Annotated in this window: 14 protein-coding genes; 3 read left to right on the top strand and 11 right to left on the bottom strand. The window is 34.1% G+C overall.

What is annotated here, in order from left to right:
• Positions 1 to 6 precede the first annotated feature (6 nt).
• The 3 genes from MMARC5_RS07475 to MMARC5_RS07485 form a co-directional block, all read right to left on the bottom strand.
• The gene (locus tag MMARC5_RS07475) at positions 7 to 738 is read right to left on the bottom strand and encodes an amino acid ABC transporter ATP-binding protein (protein WP_011869220.1); all 732 of its coding nucleotides are present in this window, start codon (positions 736 to 738) and stop codon (positions 7 to 9) included.
• Positions 722 to 1,402, bottom strand: a complete 681-nt coding sequence (locus tag MMARC5_RS07480) for an amino acid ABC transporter permease (protein WP_011869221.1) — start codon at positions 1,400 to 1,402, stop codon at positions 722 to 724. Before MMARC5_RS07480 ends, MMARC5_RS07475 begins: the two co-directional genes overlap by 17 nt.
• Before the next feature lie 85 nt (positions 1,403 to 1,487).
• A complete protein-coding gene (locus MMARC5_RS07485; RefSeq protein WP_011869222.1) occupies positions 1,488 to 2,270 on the bottom strand; it encodes a basic amino acid ABC transporter substrate-binding protein in 783 nt (260 codons plus the stop codon).
• A 292-nt stretch (positions 2,271 to 2,562) separates the two neighbouring features.
• Between MMARC5_RS07485 and MMARC5_RS07490 the strand changes: the two genes are divergently transcribed.
• Positions 2,563 to 3,243, top strand: coding sequence for a tetratricopeptide repeat protein (locus tag MMARC5_RS07490; protein ID WP_011869223.1), 681 nt, complete (start codon positions 2,563 to 2,565; stop codon positions 3,241 to 3,243).
• Positions 3,244 to 3,341: 98 nt separating this feature from the next.
• On the opposite strand, the gene MMARC5_RS07495 is transcribed toward MMARC5_RS07490, so the two are convergent.
• The 5 genes from MMARC5_RS07495 to cobN form a co-directional block, all read right to left on the bottom strand.
• Positions 3,342 to 3,749 (bottom strand): arsenate reductase/protein-tyrosine-phosphatase family protein, encoded by a 408-nt coding sequence (locus tag MMARC5_RS07495; protein WP_011869224.1) that lies wholly within the window; start codon positions 3,747 to 3,749, stop codon positions 3,342 to 3,344.
• A 148-nt stretch (positions 3,750 to 3,897) separates the two neighbouring features.
• Entirely contained in the window at positions 3,898 to 4,236 is a 339-nt protein-coding gene (locus MMARC5_RS07500; protein WP_011869225.1) for a DUF2149 domain-containing protein, read from the bottom strand.
• Complete coding sequence (locus tag MMARC5_RS07505; RefSeq protein ID WP_011869226.1) at positions 4,230 to 4,871, bottom strand: MotA/TolQ/ExbB proton channel family protein; 642 nt, start codon at positions 4,869 to 4,871, stop codon at positions 4,230 to 4,232. Before MMARC5_RS07505 ends, MMARC5_RS07500 begins: the two co-directional genes overlap by 7 nt.
• Entirely contained in the window at positions 4,871 to 5,590 is a 720-nt protein-coding gene (locus MMARC5_RS07510; protein ID WP_011869227.1) for a DUF2162 domain-containing protein, read from the bottom strand. Before MMARC5_RS07510 ends, MMARC5_RS07505 begins: the two co-directional genes overlap by 1 nt.
• Before the next feature lie 409 nt (positions 5,591 to 5,999).
• Complete coding sequence (gene cobN, locus MMARC5_RS07515; protein WP_011869228.1) at positions 6,000 to 12,332, bottom strand: cobaltochelatase subunit CobN; 6,333 nt, start codon at positions 12,330 to 12,332, stop codon at positions 6,000 to 6,002.
• 1,157 nt (positions 12,333 to 13,489) lie between these two features.
• Between cobN and MMARC5_RS07520 the strand changes: the two genes are divergently transcribed.
• A complete protein-coding gene (locus MMARC5_RS07520; protein ID WP_011869229.1) occupies positions 13,490 to 13,726 on the top strand; it encodes a hypothetical protein in 237 nt (78 codons plus the stop codon).
• Position 13,727: 1 nt separating this feature from the next.
• Positions 13,728 to 14,084, top strand: a complete 357-nt coding sequence (locus tag MMARC5_RS07525; RefSeq protein WP_011869230.1) for a type II toxin-antitoxin system PemK/MazF family toxin — start codon at positions 13,728 to 13,730, stop codon at positions 14,082 to 14,084.
• Between the two features lie 369 nt (positions 14,085 to 14,453).
• Here MMARC5_RS07525 and MMARC5_RS09700 read toward each other — a convergent pair whose 3' ends face one another.
• The 3 genes from MMARC5_RS09700 to MMARC5_RS07535 form a co-directional block, all read right to left on the bottom strand.
• On the bottom strand, positions 14,454 to 14,612 hold the full coding sequence (locus MMARC5_RS09700; RefSeq protein WP_155810390.1) for a hypothetical protein: 159 nt from the start codon (positions 14,610 to 14,612) through the stop codon (positions 14,454 to 14,456).
• A 268-nt stretch (positions 14,613 to 14,880) separates the two neighbouring features.
• Positions 14,881 to 15,906: a tyrosine-type recombinase/integrase gene (locus MMARC5_RS09530; RefSeq protein WP_011869231.1), complete on the bottom strand. Its 1,026-nt coding sequence runs from the start codon at positions 15,904 to 15,906 to the stop codon at positions 14,881 to 14,883.
• A 337-nt stretch (positions 15,907 to 16,243) separates the two neighbouring features.
• Complete coding sequence (locus MMARC5_RS07535; RefSeq protein WP_011869232.1) at positions 16,244 to 17,071, bottom strand: GIY-YIG nuclease family protein; 828 nt, start codon at positions 17,069 to 17,071, stop codon at positions 16,244 to 16,246.
• Positions 17,072 to 17,212: the final 141 nt, after the last annotated feature.

Below are 17,212 nucleotides of genomic sequence, written 5' to 3' on the forward strand. Positions count from 1 at the left end.
AAGTTTTTAATTATGTGAAAGAATTTTTCCAAAGAAATTTTTAGTCCTTTCATGTTTTGGATTGCTAAATATCTCTGCAGGATCTCCATCTTCTAAAATCTGGCCATTATCAATAAAAATAAGCCTGTCACCTACTTCTTTTGCAAAACCCATTTCATGAGTTACAACAACCATCGTCATTCCTTCGTAAGCAAGCTGTTTCATAACATCAAGTACTTCTTTTACGAGTTCAGGGTCTAGTGCAGAAGTCGGTTCATCAAATAACATTGCATCAGGTTTCATTGCAAGAGCACGTGCAATTGCCACTCTTTGCTGCTGTCCGCCGGAAAGTTGTATCGGGTATTGATTTTCTTTTCCTTCTAAACCCACTTTTTTTAATAACTCCATCGCTAAAGTTTCTGCTTCTTTTTTTGAAACTTTCAAAACCTTTCTCGGAGCAAATGTGATGTTATCCAAAACCGTTAAATGTGGAAATAAATTAAATTGTTGGAATACCATACCGATTTTTTGTCTTATTTTATTAATATTGACTTTTTTATCGGTTATGTCATCCCCCTCAAAGTACATATGGCCTTCAGTAATTTTTTCAAGCCCATTAATGCATCTAAGAAGTGTGGATTTTCCACTACCACTTGGGCCCACGATTACCAAAACTTCTCCTTTAGCTACTTTTAAATCGACCCCTTTTAAAACATGGGCCTCTTTGAATTTTTTGTGGATATTAACCATTTCTATCAATTTTCCACCTGTTCTCAATATGTTGTACTAGTTTACTCAACGGAAGAGTCATGATTAGGTAAAATAAAGCAACTCCTAAGAGGGGGGTCCAAGCATTGTACGTACTGCTGTATATTTGTTTTCCAACCCTTGTTAATTCCACAATGGCGATTACGGATAAAAGTGACGAATCTTTTAATAGTAATATAAATTCGTTTCCAATTGCTGGAAGAACGTTTCTAAATGCCTGTGGTAAGATTATGTATCTCATGGCTTGCGCATAATTCATCCCAAGGCTTCTTGCAGCTTCCATCTGTCCAACGTGAACTGACAAGATTCCAGCTTTTATAATTTCTCCAACATAAGCGCCACTATTTAACCCGAGGGCTAAAATACCTGCAGTATATGCGCTTAAATTTATTCCAAAGGACGGAAGTCCAAAATAAATAATCATAATCTGTACTAAAAGCGGAGTTCCTCTTACAAATTCGATGTAAAACGAAGAAATGTATCTATAAACAATATTGTACGAAATTCTGCCCATTCCAAGAATTGTACCCAAAAATAATCCGATGATTATCGAAAAAACAGTTATTTTAATGGTCAATATGGATCCATCGATTAATTGAGGAATTATCTTAATAAATAGCTCCAAATTAAACTGTGACAAGATTGACTGAGCCATATATGATTCACCTTAACATTATACAAAATAAAAACTTTATATCTTATTTAAATTTTATTGACCTGAAATAAAAGAGAAAAATGGTTTAGTTATCAAACCATTCTGCGTAGATTTCATCGTATGTGCCATCTTCTTTTACTTCTGCTAATGCATTATTGAGTGCATCGATTAATTCTTGGTTATCCAAGTTTGCTGCAAGACCGTAGCTTTCAGAAGTCATTGGTTCTCCAACAACTTTGTAAACTCCCGGTTTTGTATCTAGGAATCTTTGAGCAACACCATCATCAGTAACAACTGCGTTAACTCTTCCATTTTCCATGTCGATAAATGCATCAGCCATTACTTCGTATGATTTTATTTCAAATCCTAATTCTTCAGCGTAGTGTTGAGCTTCGTATTCTCCTGTTGTTCCAAGCTGTGCTGCAACAACTTTTCCAGCTAAATCATCTACACTTTGAACACTATCGTCATCAATTAAAACAGCGATAACTTGTGCCGCATCAAAGTATGAATTTGTGAAAGCTACTTCTTTTGCTCTGTCATCCGTAATTGTAACTGCAGAGATGATACAGTCGAATTTTTCTGCTTTTAATGCAGGGATAATGCCATCAAAAGGCTGTTCAACAAACTGAATTTCTATGCCCATTTTTTCTCCAAGGGCATTCATCAAATCAATGTCAAAACCTACGAGTTCTCCATCCGCGTTTTTTTCTTCAAATGGGGGGAATGTTGGGTCTGTTCCAACAACCAAAATACCTTCTGTCATAGTCATTGAACCTTTAGCAGAAGCTTGATCTTCGGTGCAACCTGAAAATGCAACCAAACTTACCACTAGTCCGAGTAAAATTAGCTTTTTAACGTCAAACATGCTGTTAACCACCATATCATTATTTTTAATGACCCTAACTTTTATCTAAAAAATAGTATATATTTGTTTTTATTTGGATCGGACGCTTTAAAAAAGTTAATAATAAAATAAATTAATTATTAATCCTTTATTTCCAGTTATGTACCATATAATCAAATATTTAAATGTAAATAATTTATTCAGTTGATTTAATTTGATTTTTAAGCGAATATTTTTGTTGAATTCAAACCGATAAATTAATAAGACTATAAAATTAAGATTTATAGGTCTAAAAAATATTTTGGTGGTAAATTTGAAATTAAAGGGGGTTTTAATACTATTTTCAATTCTTTTTATTATGAATACCTGTTTTGCAATAAATAATGATTCAAAAACGACTGATGAATTGTACGAAGAAGGAAAAGAGTACTATAACAACGGAAGCTATTTGAAGGCTGTTGAATGTTATGATAAAGTTTTGGAAATGGATCCCAAATATCCAAGAATAATGCTTACTAAAAACTTGGCACTTTCAAAAATTAATCGTAGTGAAAGGGCAATTGAATATTATGACAATGGAACTTACTTTTACAACCGCGGGCAGTATGAAAACGCCATTGCCTGTTATGAAGAAGCCCTAAAAGCGGATCCGAACTATACTTATGCAGTGGTATTCAAAGGTGTTGTTTTTATTAGCCTTAAGCAATATGAAGACGCTGTTGAATGTTCTGATAAAGCTCTAGAATTAGATCCAAACCATGTTAGTTTATGGCTCTGTAAAGCGGGGGCATTAGCTAATTCAAATCCTAATGAATGTATTGAATATTGCAGTGAGGCCCTTAAATTATATCCTAACGATTCATTGTTCTGGTTTTTTAAGGGAAGTTCATTAAGTAAAATTGATAAATGTGAAGAAGCAGATGAATGTTTTGATAGAGCAGTAGAGTTGAATCCAACTATTCTTTATCTTGGGTATGTAAAGGATCTAACTTAGTGATGCTTAATCGATATACCGAAGCTATTGAATGTTTTATCATGGCTTTAAAAGTAAGTATAAATTAAATAACTTCTATTCACTCTTTTTTAATATGTTTAAAATTTATTTTTTTTGAGTTCTTCGACTTTTTTTCCTATTTCATCCCTAATTCTTCGATAAACTTCAATGTCTTTTCCAGCAGGGTCTTTTATATTCCAGGCGATATATTTTTTTGCAGGAACAATCGGGCAAGCACCAATACAACCCATAGTAACTAAAATATCAATATTTCCTATTTTTTTAGTAAGTTCGGGAATAGTTTCTGGTTTTTCCTTAACGTTTAGTCCCAGTTCATTCATTACCTCGACTACAAGTTTATCGACATTCTCTGTTTTTTCAAGGCCTGCACTATATGCATTTAATCCTAGATTTTTGGCAAAAGATTCTGCGATAACACTCCTTCTTTTGTTGTGGATGCATACAAATGCTATTTTTTTATTTGAAATTTCAGAAGAGTCCTCCAATTTTTCACCGAACAATTTATAAAATTTGATACATGTTGAAATATATTTATAGTTTTCGATATACCGATATATATTGGTACATCCCGATATATTTTTAAAATATTTAAATTAAAGAATATTCCAAACATGTTTTTAAAAAAGTAAAAAATTATTCGGTTTCGATCATAATGTAACGTCCAGTATTTGGATCCTGATAAACTGTACCCATCTCCATAAATCCCGAACCGCTTCCATCAGTAATTTCTGGCATATCAGCAATTTCTTTTGCCATTTTTATTTCAGCAACCTGCTTCATTGCCTGCATTATTTCCATTTTTTCTTCTTGTGTCGTGTCACTAAAAACGACACTTTGCATGTTCCAAGACATTACTAAAAATACTAAAAATCCAACTGAAAGTACAAGCATTGCATCCACGAGGTTTGCAGAACCTGCCATCGGATCTTCTTCGTTTTTGTTAAATCTCTTTTTATTTTTTCGCCTTAACATTTTTTCAATGCCTCCAAGACGGATTCAATCAATACTTCAAGAGTAGACATCTGTTCTTCGTACCATCTTCTTCTAACCTTTGAAATAACATAGCAGATTCCCCCTGCAGCAAGACCGACAACAGTTGTATCAAATGCAATGATTATCGCATTTGCAAGTGCATGTATATCTCCAGCCCCTAGTGCTGCAAGACCTGGCCCCATAGGAATTAAAGTTCCCATTAAACCGAGTGTAGGTCCAAGTCTTGTTACGAAATCTGTTTTTTCAAGCGTTTTTTCTAGTCTCAATTCTTCCTTTTCTATCAAGTTTCTGGCATGCGATTCTGTCATTTTTAAGTCAGCGCAACCTTCTTCACACAATTCCTTGATAATTCCAATGTGAACCTTGTTTAATCTCATGTCTGAAATTAAATTTGATATTTCTTGAGCATTTTTATCAGGGAATGTATTTATCATGTTTTTTAGATCCTTTGAATTAACCTTAATCCTGCTTGAATATTCTGCCATGAATTCCCCAAAATTTATAACCGCATATGCCATGAAGAGTAATAAAAACACAACAACAGGCAGTAATAGGCTCTGGGAAATTATGTGAAGTGTGCTGCTTAAAAGCTCGCTTCCAGGGATTGCGACCATTAAATCGACCTCATTTTATTTGTAAAGTTCATTCCTTTCTTGTTTTTAATAAAACCAATTATCATAAGGCCAGATGTTATCAAAAAAACATGTCCCAAACTTGAAAATTCAGGGCACTCCATAGGACTCATCTGAATACTCATTCCAGCAACGATGTTTGGAATCATGAGTGCAGAGATTAAAAAGTAAAATCCTACAAAAATCATGAAATTTCCCATCATGATCGGCCTTGGTACTTTTATCAATCTCGAAATTGCATCTGAAAGCAGATAAACTGTTCCAATGGTTATCATAAGTATTAAACTTGCGTATTTTCCAATTTCAAATGTTGAAACGCCTAATGATGGAGAAATTAATACAATTGATGCGATAACCGCTCCAAAACAGCACGGGCACGGTGCAATCATTGCAATACTGGTAGATGCTACAGAATTTTTCTGATTTACCTTCCACTCCCGTATCGTGTGAAAACCTGCGTAAAGAATCGTTAACGACATTACCATAAAAATAACAAAATTGTACTCGTAAATAACAGTATTAATAACATCCGTAAATCCGGCAGCCAACTTGGATAACAAAAGGGTACCTAGCCCATATAATAAGACTATAACCGCAGATACTTTTTTAGAAAGGCCGGCAAATCCTAAAGAAAGACCTATTTTTATCCCAAATATGATGATTGCAGATAAAAGTCCTAGTTGCCATATTTCATCGACCATATTTATTACCTCAATTAAAAAGAAAAAAGAAAATAATTATCTTATTTTTAACCCATCTAAAAACCTAGATTTTTTATAAAGTATCCAATGCCCATAATCCTGTAACCCAACTTGACCTGAAATTGCAATAACTGTTGTTCCAGATACCTGTTTTGGATTTGTTTACTGTAACTTCATATGCTTTTTGGGAGGGGATATTAAAGACTCCCGCCATGATACTTTTTGTTTTACAAATAAAATTGAATAAGTGTTCGTAATATTTAATATTTTCTAGTTATATTTAGGGCCCATAAAATAAAGTTGAATAAAAATTTAAAAGAGAATTTAATGTGTTTAAATTTAAAAAATAATCTAAAAAACTGTTTTTTTAATTAAAATTTTATTTAAAAAAAGAAAAAAAAGAAAATATTTATTTTCTTCTTAAAAGTTTCAGAGCATTTAGTATATTTTTAAATATATCCGGATTTTGTTTAAAGTACCCAACACCGACAAGACTCGTCATTCCCACTGCACCGATAATTGCAATAACTGTTGTTCCAGAAGTTTCAGAAGATTCTGGTTCATTATTTACTGTAACTTCATATGCTTTCTGTGTTTTTGACGTTGAAGATGAAGAAGATTCGGAACTTGAAGTTGAACTTCCAGAACTACTTTTACCCCCATCAGAACCAGCACTTTGTGCTGCATCTTCGGTCGTCGTAGTGTTTGTGAGTACTGTTGCATTTGTTGCATTTACTGCCTCGATTACTGATTCATTTCCAGCATATACTTTTGAGTATGTGTCTGGTTCAGAGTTTGAACTTGTCTCTGTAGTTTCAGTTTCTGAAGGAAGTTCTATGTCTTTTTGAGTTGCTTCTTCGTATAGTTTTTCATACTCTTTTAATGTTTCTTCGTCTAGTGAAGAGTGTTCCAGTGCCCAATCATTAAGTTCTAAGTTTCCACATGTGTGGTGACAACAGGTAACTCCATAGTCAACTACTGACTGAATGAATTCATTTGCTAGGAATTCCACGTCTTTACCTGAAGCGTCCCAAGAACCTTTACGTGCAGTTTCCAACATCCTTGCAGTCATTGATTGGTATGCATAAGGATTGTTTTCATTTAACCATCCACTAAGTTCTGAATCTGCAAAATATGTATCATACGCTTTATTCCACATGTCATCATCTATAACTCCTGAAGTGAGAGCTTCCCATCCCCAGAGGTTTTCGATGAAGCTTTCCATTTCTGTTGCGCCTTCAAAACCACTTTCTTGCATTCCTGTTATCCATAGTGGATTATAGTATCTTGCATAAAGTTCATTTTCAATATAATCCTTTAATGTCTCTATTTTTTGATCATCAGCAATCTGGAGATTCACTACATAAGCATTTGGAGCTTCACCAGATTCGTAAGTTATTGCGTTGGATAATCCTCCAACATACTGGTAAAAATCATTTGTATCTAATGATCCGTACGTATTTGAACTCCTACTGTGGAAAATATTTCCAACATCATTTAGGTTATTTTCAAATAAGATTGTACTGTTAATTTCTATGTTTTGGCCAGTTTGTAATTCAATATACTCTGAAATCGTCTGACCCCAAATATTTTGGCCATAGACATAACTCATTCTGTTTATATATAGTTCTGCCAATGCATCCGTATCATTCCATATTTCACTTGAAGATACTGCATTTGCCATTCCGGTTCCATAGTTTCCGTCAGCAGGTCCAAAAATTCTAAACTGTGCAATATCCAATGAAAGACTTTCATTTTGTATGGTTTCATTCAATACTTCTTTTAATTCGTCAGTATTGATTCTAACATAATTTTCAGGCTCATCTTCTTCATATGCAAGTCGAACCGCCTTATCTATCAATTGAACTTTCATAGGGAATGAGTCCCTGTAAAGGCCAGATGTCTGTACAACAACGTCGATACGAGGTCGATTAAGTTCAGAACTGTTTATTATTTCAACATCTGTAACTTTTCCACTGTTTTCATTCCATACTGGCTGTACACCAAGCATGTAAAGAATTTGTGCTTCCATTATGCCCTGGTGACGTGTGGATTCTCCGGCCCATAATATATAAGCTACTTTAGTTGGACATTCTCCATTTTCGGCATAATATTCACTAAGCCACTCGTCTACGAGTGCTTTACCTTCTTCCCATGCTTGTTTTGTTGGAACCAACTGTTCATCAAATGCATAGAAATTACTGCCTGATGGAAGTGTTTCAGGCCTTAAAATTGGATCTCCACCAAGACCTGGCTCGATGTATTCTCCATTCATGGCTTTTAAAACCTGTTCGATTTCATTATCCGCTTCTAAGAGCAGTGCTGAATAATTAATTGCAAGCTGTAAATCATCCCCAATATCTTCTGAAGTAGTTCCTAACACTTGCATTTGTGCTTCAGTTACTGAAACATTTTCTAAAAGTACTTTTGTTAATAAATCAGTTGCTGCAGAGTCTGAATTATTATATACTGCTACTTTTTCAGAATAACTACTACCAAGCATTGAATTTACCATGCCGACAAGTTCTTCGCCTTTTGGCGCTTCACCAAGGACGTGTAATCCATATGGCATTGAAAGACTTCTTAATTCTCTTAACACATCGTCGAGCTCATCCAAAAAGTCATCGATCGTACTTTCGTTCTGTGCAAGACTCATATTTACACTATCTTCAAGATCAAGCTGTATTGTGAGGTTTACGATTTCTTCTAGTTGTGCCTGCTTAAGGGATTCTGATTCGGTAACGGATGTCTGGTAGGACGAAATTTCACTGTTTAATAAACTGTAATTACCATAAAGACCTGCAGATATTACTGGAGGTATTAAGTGGTCAATTATAACAGCATTTCCCCTTCGTTTTGCCTGCATTCCCTCTCCTGTTCCATCCATTACATATGGATAAACTACCGGGATATCTCCGGTCATTATGGCAGGCCATTCATCGCTTAAAAGACAGAATTCTTTTCCAGGAAGCCATTCTACGGTACCGTGTCTTCCCATATTTACCATGACATCTGCATCATACTCTTTTTGGAGCCATAAATAGAATGCAATGTACTGGTGATTTGGAGGTAACTCTGTATCGTGGTATAGCGTATCGTAGCTGTCCATCCAACCACGTGAAGGCTGTGGTGCAACGATTACATTATCGCTAATGCTTATTTTAGGAATAACGATATATTTTGATCCATTGGTGGCTCCATAAACCATTAAGTCTCCCGGAGCTTCACCCCAAGTTTCTACAACTTCACTTCTTCTTTCTTCGGGTAACTCGTTAAACCATGAAATGTACGTTTCTTCAGGAATAAGTTCAACTTCGCCTGTTTCAACGAGACTTTCAAGTTCCCCTGGAGCCCAGCTTCCGATATTTCTACCTTGAAGGAGCATTAAGTCTACGAGTTCTGTTTTATTTGGAATTATTGATTCATTAATATCATAACCGTCTGAATCCATTGCATTTAGTAAATTTACAATACTTGGTGCAACTTCAAGATACGACGCTCCGATGTTATTTTTCCCGCCTTCGTGATTATAGTATATTATTGCAACCTTTTTGTCACTTTCAGGCTCAATTCCAAGGTTGCACTGTGCAATCGTTCGGTTAATAAGCCATTCTATCTGAGTATCGTGACCAATATATTTTGAAATGGTTTCATTGTCTTCGATAACCGTGTCTTCGGCAGCTATCATGATAGGATCGATAAGACCTTCTGATTCGGGCCGATAAATTCTAAGCATGTTAGTAACAGGTAATGGATTGCTTGTTTCTATCCATTCGCTCGTATTCATGTACCCATTTAACACCCCATCTATAACCGGTACTCCGAGTTCTTCTAAGTCAAAGTATGTTCCACGGTAGAGGAACGAAATTACTGCGTCTACTTTTGTTTCATTGTTGTAATTTAAGAAATCATCCAACTGGTTGTCAGCGTCCCCATAACAGGCAATAACGTTTACGCCTCTTGATTCAAATCCTGCTATCAATTTATCGATTGGGTCCATTTCGTTTGGGTAATACGAGGTGTAAAACGCAATACCTACAGTAGGTGCATTTTCATCAAAGGAATGTCCATCCGTTCTGTTTGAATACCATGCAAAATATTCTCCAGCATCGGCAGTGAAAAATTCTGTCGGTGTTGAAGTCATATTTGGATGGTATATTGCTCTTTGAAGTCCAGATGGCTCTTTTACCGTAAGGTCTGTACGATTATAGTATTCTTTTGCTAGATAGAAAATTAAATTGTCGAAATTTTCATCATCTGAAGCTCCGCCAGACCAATATTCTGAAAGATATTTTTTAAATTCTGCCATATCGGCATATTCTTCTGGAATATCATAATTACTTTCAGGTAAATACGTATTAGAACCGATTACAACTGCTCCGTTATCAACTGCATCCTGCACGGTATCTTCAATTGCTTCTGCACTCTGTGTAACCATTACTATATAGATAATATCCATCTGGCTGAGATCGATATCTTCGGATAAATTTGAAGTCGTATAGTATGAAGCTACAAGATTTAAATCAGAATTTGAATTTATCCTATTCGTTGATATTGAAAGCTGTTTTTCATAATTTGTGTATCCTGTTACAATGGCTACATTCAATTTTGAAACTTCGCCTGGAACATAAGATACCATTTTTTTAGTTAAAACAAGTGTTACTCCCGTTTTTGGAGCCACATATTTGTCCACGGTTGCTCCAGATATCGCTGTCCTGTTAAGCATTCTTAAAATAGCTTCTGCATCGTTACTGCTGTTCGATCTCATAGCCATTGAGAGGTTAGTGACTGGAACTCCGTTCTCGATTTCTATTTCCTGAACGTTTGTAAGCCACATTCCACCCATTGCGGTACTCCATATTACTCCTGAAAGGGTGTAATTTCCGTTTGGAACGTCGCTAAAACTGAAATTACCTGTAGCGTCACTCGTTGTGTTTGTTACGAAATCTCCGTTTTCATCAGTCAAAACAAGGGTTGTTCCAGCTTTTGCACTTCCGGTTTTACTTACAGTAGCTCCAGATATCGCTGTCCTGTTAAGCATTCTTAAAATAGCTTCTGCATCGTTACTGCTGTTCGATCTCATAGCCATTGAGAGGTTAGTGACTGGAACTCCGTTCTCGATTTCTATTTCCTGAACGTTTGTAAGCCACATTCCACCCATTGCGGTACTCCATATTACTCCTGAAAGGGTGTAATTTCCGTTTGGAACGTCGCTAAAACTGAAATTACCTGTAGCGTCACTCGTTGTGTTTGTTACGAAATCTCCGTTTTCATCAGTCAAAACAAGGGTTGTTCCAGCTTTTGCACTTCCGGTTTTACTTACAGTAGCTCCAGATATCGCTGTCCTGTTAAGCATTCTTAAAATAGCTTCTGCATCGTTACTGCTGTTCGATCTCATAGCCATTGAGAGGTTAGTGACTGGAACTCCGTTCTCGATTTCTATTTCCTGAACGTTTGTAAGCCACATTCCACCCATTGCGGTACTCCATATTACTCCTGAAAGGGTGTAATTTCCGTTTGGAACGTCGCTAAAACTGAAATTACCTGTAGCGTCACTCGTTGTGTTTGAAATAAATTTATACCAAGTTTCAGCTACGAGTCCAATTTCAACAGGTTCTGAAATTTCTTCATCTTCCGTAGAAACGATTATTTTTTTAGTCAAAACAAGGGTTGTTCCAGCTTTTGCACTTCCGGTTTTACTTACAGTAGCTCCAGATATCGCTGTCCTGTTAAGCATTCTTAAAATAGCTTCTGCATCGTTACTGCTGTTCGATCTCATAGCCATTGAGAGGTTAGTGACTGGAACTCCGTTCTCGATTTCTATTTCCTGAACGTTTGTAAGCCACATTCCACCCATTGCGGTACTCCATATTACTCCTGAAAGGGTGTAATTTCCGTTTGGAACGTCGCTAAAACTGAAATTACCTGTAGCGTCACTCGTTGTGTTTGAAATAAATTTATACCAAGTTTCAGCTACGAGTCCAATTTCAACAGGTTCTGAAATTTCTTCATCTTCCGTAGAAACGATTATTTTTTTAGTCAAAACAAGGGTTGTTCCAGCTTTTGCACTTCCGGTTTTACTTACAGTAGCTCCAGATATCGCTGTCCTGTTAAGCATTCTTAAAATAGCTTCTGCATCGTTACTGCTGTTCGATCTCATAGCCATTGAGAGGTTAGTGACTGGAACTCCGTTCTCGATTTCTATTTCCTGAACGTTTGTAAGCCACATTCCACCCATTGCGGTACTCCATATTACTCCTGAAAGGGTGTAATTTCCGTTTGGAACGTCGCTAAAACTGAAATTACCTGTAGCGTCACTCGTTGTGTTTGTTACGAAATCTCCGTTTTCATCAGTCAAAACAAGGGTTGTTCCAGCTTTTGCACTTCCGGTTTTACTTACAGTAGCTCCAGATATCGCTGTCCTGTTAAGCATTCTTAAAATAGCTTCTGCATCGTTACTGCTGTTCGATCTCATAGCCATTGAGAGGTTAGTGACTGGAACTCCGTTCTCGATTTCTATTTCCTGAACGTTTGTAAGCCACATTCCACCCATTGCGGTACTCCATATTACTCCTGAAAGGGTGTAATTTCCGTTTGGAACGTCGCTAAAACTGAAATTACCTGTAGCGTCACTCGTTGTGTTTGAAATAAATTTATATTCAATTTCTTCTGCTGAAACTCCCGTAAGTGAGGATAACAGCAGCATACTTAGTAATATCAAAAATATATTTTTAAACCGCATTTGTCCACCTGAATTTAATAAATATGCTGGATAATTAAAATAGGGATTTAACAATTAGACAATGTTCTTATTTTTGAATTTTTAAAATCGCTATTAGCCATTAAATATTAATTTTAAAAGCTATTTTTTGAATTTAATCCTGGTTAAAAAAAGTTTTATTCGATCCGTTTCTAATTGCCTTTTATTTGCAATTATAGTTAATTTAACATAAACACTCCCGATTTAACCATACCTCCACTCGATTAATTAATTCTTTTATAATAATTACATCTAAAATTGACCGTTTTATAATATATATCATTTTCTAGTTAAATTTACCAATAGTAAATTATAATTTATAAATTTAAAATAGATTTTACGGCAGCCATATTCAAAAAAGTCTGATCAGGTTGTCTTGATTAATTTTTAAGTTGTTTATCTTGAACTAATTGGAAATAACTCTGAAAAAATCGATTTAAAATATTATAAAATTAATGGCGTTCCGTATATTGTATCTATAATGCTAAACTTACCGAAAAAACCGTTTTTAAATTCTTAAAAATATACTCGATATATCGGACTAGTGAAAAACCATCAAAATCGGTGCCATTGGTAAAAATCCGATATAGTTTGAGGAACTTTTTCGGGTCCTTTGGATGTAAAATACTCGAAAAAAGCTAAATCTTGTTAAAAACCCACGGTCTTGAAAGAAACCAAAAAAGAGCGCGTTATTTGAAAAAGTGGAGGGAAAGGGATTTGAACCCTCGAACCGCTACCGGATCGGATCTTAAGGAATATTTGCCTGATCGGAGTCCGTATTTTTGAGATTTGCAAAAAATAACAATTTTTTAATCGATATTATCAATTTTTGATAAAACTCGGCAAATTGACATTTAAATAGCAGATCGGACCTAGTCCGATACGGTAAGAATGTCCGATCCTGTGATTTTGAATGTTTTTAAAAAATTAAAACAAATTTGAAAAAGTATTTACGTATAAAATAATGATTTATAATTTACATGAATATATATCTGGTAATTCAAAAATAAAATATTTTAAAACCAGTTACTTGCCCATATAGAGGTAATGAACTTGAAACATGATCAATTGTTAAATATTTTATAACAGAATATACATAGAGATGTTAAAGTGAATTAAAAATAATTCAAGTGGTAAATATGTTTAAAACAGTCCAAAAGATAAGAATCCCTAGAAACCATAGGGTTACGATAGAAATTCCAGAATTCTTAAAAGAGAATGAAGAAATAGAGATAGTTATTACTGCAAATCCATCTGAATTAACATTGTCTCAGAAATTAGAATTAATGAAAATGGCTGCAAAAGATAAAATGTATTTAAATGATATTTCAGAAATTAACGAAGAATATAAATATGTAGATTCAACAGGTTGGTAATTTGTTTAATAGATGGAGTATTTACTGGGTAGATTTAGAACCAGTCGTTGGTTCTGAACAGGGTAAAAAGAGACCTGCAATTATAATAAGTAGAACTGAATTAAACGAAATCTTACCTGTTTTAAACATAATTCCTATAACCACCCATAAAAATGGAAGAATTATTTATCCAAATGAAACTTTGGTTCCAATTGAAAATACCGGACTTAAAAATGAATCCATTGCACTTTGTCACCAGATACGGACTGTTGACAAAAGTCGCATTAGTAATAAAATAGGAGCCATAACAAATCCCAATATTCAAAACAGTATTATGGAATCTTTAAAATTTCAATTAGAACTCGATTCGATAGAATAATATTTTTCTTTTTTAATTTTGATAAAACAGTTTATCTTCAATCAATTTTCGAAGATTCGAGTAATTAATCGATTTTAGTTTCTTTATTCATTAAAATAATTTAAAAGAGTTTAGTGATAAAAGAAGATTTTGTTATTTAATGTAGTTTTAGTTGATATATGGGTATTTGAAATGATTATGTTTCAGAAAATTCTAAATTTAAAACTTGGAAAGATATGCTTAGTAAAGCCGTGGATTTGTGGACTGAAAAGGAGTTTGAAAAGGCTTTTAATATTTAATTGAAAAATAAAGCGATATTATGGAAATTACGATTGCGAAAACAGATCGTGTCGAAAAAATAATTGTTCGAACTGTCTAATTATCATTTTTTTATGTATGGGATAAGTCTTTCCACCAATCTTTTTTGGAATCTTCGTGTGTTTTTATTCCTTTTTTAATAATTTTAATATCGATTCCAAAATTATAATAGCAATTTCTATTTATATCCGTTTGAATTAATTCACCCGAAACATTGAGTTTTCCGGCCAACTCTAAAAACTCCAAATTTTTTATTATTAATTTTGGATCATAATTATTAAATCGTTCACAACTTCACGTATTACTTATCCCCCATTTTTCACACCGCCAATTTATTTTTCCTCTTTCATGGGCCCAAATGTCCAATATCTAATCAAAATAACATTTAAATTAAATTTGAAAACCAGATTAAAAACAATTTCGATACCATATTTTGTAAATTAAATATCAAAATAATGTGTTTTGAAATTTAATTGAAAAAATAGAAAAAAGATAGTAATTATCGTTTTTTATTTGATTGATTCAGGATTTCCTTAGCTTTTGGAATTATTGTATGGTCCATTTCCTTCATGTGTGCATATCCAATCGTTGTATTTATTGAATCATGCCCTGCAATCCGTTGAACTTCATGGATAGGCATTCCTTCTTTTAAAAATAAAACTATCCTTGCGTGTCGTAATGAATGTAGTACTACCCTTCTTCCTTCAATTTTAGATTCTTTTCTTAGTTCATCTACTACTTCTTTAAATATTTTTGAAAGATGTCTTGAGGGAATTGGTTTTTTAGGGTCTTGTGTATTTTGGAAGATATAATCATCCAAACCAGTTAACTTATTCTTAGACATGTGCTCTTGCAAAGCTACTGCGAGTTCGTCTGAAAAAGGAACTTCTCTCTCAGTATAATTTTTAGTTTCCACGATCGTAAAGGTTTTCTTTGACTTGTTGAAATCTATGTATTTAAGATTCAATACTTCCGATTTTCGACAGCCCGTTTCCCAAAGGGTTTCTATTGCGATAAGATCCCTAATGCGTGAAAAATTAGATGAACCTGCATATGGGTCTTCTTTTTTATAATCAATTTTTTCGAATAATTTATCCCTAATTAAATCATACTCATCTGGAGTAATTTTACTATAATGTATTTCAGGTAAGTTTGAATATCTCCTTGTTTTCCTACTATCAAGTTGGTATTCAAAAAGATTTTTGTACCCCTGAATATAATAGAATGTTGAGAGCATATGAAGATATTTCTTTCGAGTCTTTACGCCGCAGTTTCTTTGCTTATCTAAGTATTTGAAAAAGGCTTTAAATTCTCGTTTCGTGAAGTCTTGTGGGTGCAGATTGTTGTTTTGGCAGAACATTAAAAACACCCCGAGACTTGCTAAATTGTCTCTTATTGTAGAGATTTGCTTATTATCTTCATCCCTTGCCTCCTCATACTCAACTAAATATTTTTTAAATTCAGGACATAATTCATTTTCTTTGTTATTTGTTTTTAATACTCTCAACTTTTTTAAAATCGACATTCCAACCGCCTCATTATTCTTACTAATTACGACATTTGTAGGTTAATAAATTTATTTTAAATATTCAAAAATCGGACTAATAATTCCTAATTGCATTTTTTTATGCACCCTTTGACAAACACCCCCTAATTACCTGGCCATTTCGTTAAAAAATTTTTGACCGGATTATATACATTGTTTTTCCTGCCATATATAATTTTTAGGTAGGTGGTTTGGCTCATAAACCTCCTATTTAATATTTAACCCATTTTAAACCGGCAATATTATAGGCAGCTACATAGGTAGGTAATTAAATACAAGTATTCATTTTTACAATTACACTTAAAAATGTACTTTTTTAATAAACATCTTTTAGTAATCTACCATCCATTGTTTTCCAAACCAGCCACCCGCTTATATTTTGTCCTTTGACAATACATGCAGCTGAACTTGGTGAATTGAATGCATAATCCTCGGTGAATATGTAAGAATTGCCACCCAAATTTTTTAAAATCCCTGAATCTACAAGCACTTTTTTCAGTAGGCTATTATGTAGTGACATGCTTGATGACTCATCATATCTAGCATTTGAATTTTTTAATACTGTGAATTTTCCGTTTTGATATTTTCCGTATGCAACCTCGTTCCCAATACTACATTGGAAAATGGGATCGCTCGAATCTTCAGTTTTTTCAAAACTCGTAAAACCCAGGGTTGATAGATATCCTTCAATATCGGGAATTACCCTTTCAAGTGTAATTTTCCCATATTCGAGATCCGTATTCTGACTCGTATTTTTATTCCTAACCCGGCAATTTGATAAGTTTGCTTTTAAAATGAACCTCGTTTCAAGATATTTTATAAATGCTTTGTTGAAATAATTTTTTAAAGAGACTATGCATATGCACGAATTCCAATCGAAATTGTCCGTATGCTCAGTTATTCTCTTTAAAACATTTTCAGATTCTCCAATGTATATTTCAGGTCGTTCAAGTTCATCAGAATCCCCAATTAAGAAGTATATTCCCATTCCTTCGAGATTTGATGTTTCAGGAATATCTTTTAAATTTTTAATACCTGCCCTCAATACATGAATCGCTTGAAGGGTTGAATCTAAATAGTCGCATATTTTTACATTTTGCATGATTTTCATGTGAAGTTCACGTGGGTTTTGTATATTTTGCATAAGGGTTACCTCGTTTGTTTTTAGCTTTTTGGAAGAATTACCTAAAAATTATGGTTCTTTTGAGTTTGGATTCATGAGAATATCACCCCCATTATTATAACTTATACGATAGTGATTGTAGTTACATATGTGTAAGTATAT

It is taken from the genome of Methanococcus maripaludis C5 (genome assembly GCF_000016125.1).
In the GTDB taxonomy this organism is placed as follows: domain Archaea; phylum AGJL01; class Methanococci; order Methanococcales; family Methanococcaceae; genus Methanococcus; species Methanococcus maripaludis_D.

What these genes read in the sequence shown, in the direction of transcription:
- MMARC5_RS07480 (WP_011869221.1), bottom strand. Translation starts at nt 1,402, where the DNA reads ATGGCTCAGTCAATCTTGTCACAGTTTAATTTGGAGCTATTTATTAAG.
- MMARC5_RS07485 (WP_011869222.1), bottom strand. Translation starts at nt 2,270, where the DNA reads ATGTTTGACGTTAAAAAGCTAATTTTACTCGGACTAGTGGTAAGTTTG.
- MMARC5_RS07500 (WP_011869225.1), bottom strand. Translation starts at nt 4,236, where the DNA reads ATGTTAAGGCGAAAAAATAAAAAGAGATTTAACAAAAACGAAGAAGAT.
- MMARC5_RS07505 (WP_011869226.1), bottom strand. Translation starts at nt 4,871, where the DNA reads ATGGTCGCAATCCCTGGAAGCGAGCTTTTAAGCAGCACACTTCACATA.
- MMARC5_RS07510 (WP_011869227.1), bottom strand. Translation starts at nt 5,590, where the DNA reads ATGGTCGATGAAATATGGCAACTAGGACTTTTATCTGCAATCATCATA.
- cobN (WP_011869228.1), bottom strand. Translation starts at nt 12,332, where the DNA reads ATGCGGTTTAAAAATATATTTTTGATATTACTAAGTATGCTGCTGTTA.
- MMARC5_RS07520 (WP_011869229.1), top strand. Translation starts at nt 13,490, where the DNA reads ATGTTTAAAACAGTCCAAAAGATAAGAATCCCTAGAAACCATAGGGTT.
- MMARC5_RS09530 (WP_011869231.1), bottom strand. Translation starts at nt 15,906, where the DNA reads ATGTCGATTTTAAAAAAGTTGAGAGTATTAAAAACAAATAACAAAGAA.
- MMARC5_RS07535 (WP_011869232.1), bottom strand. Translation starts at nt 17,071, where the DNA reads ATGCAAAATATACAAAACCCACGTGAACTTCACATGAAAATCATGCAA.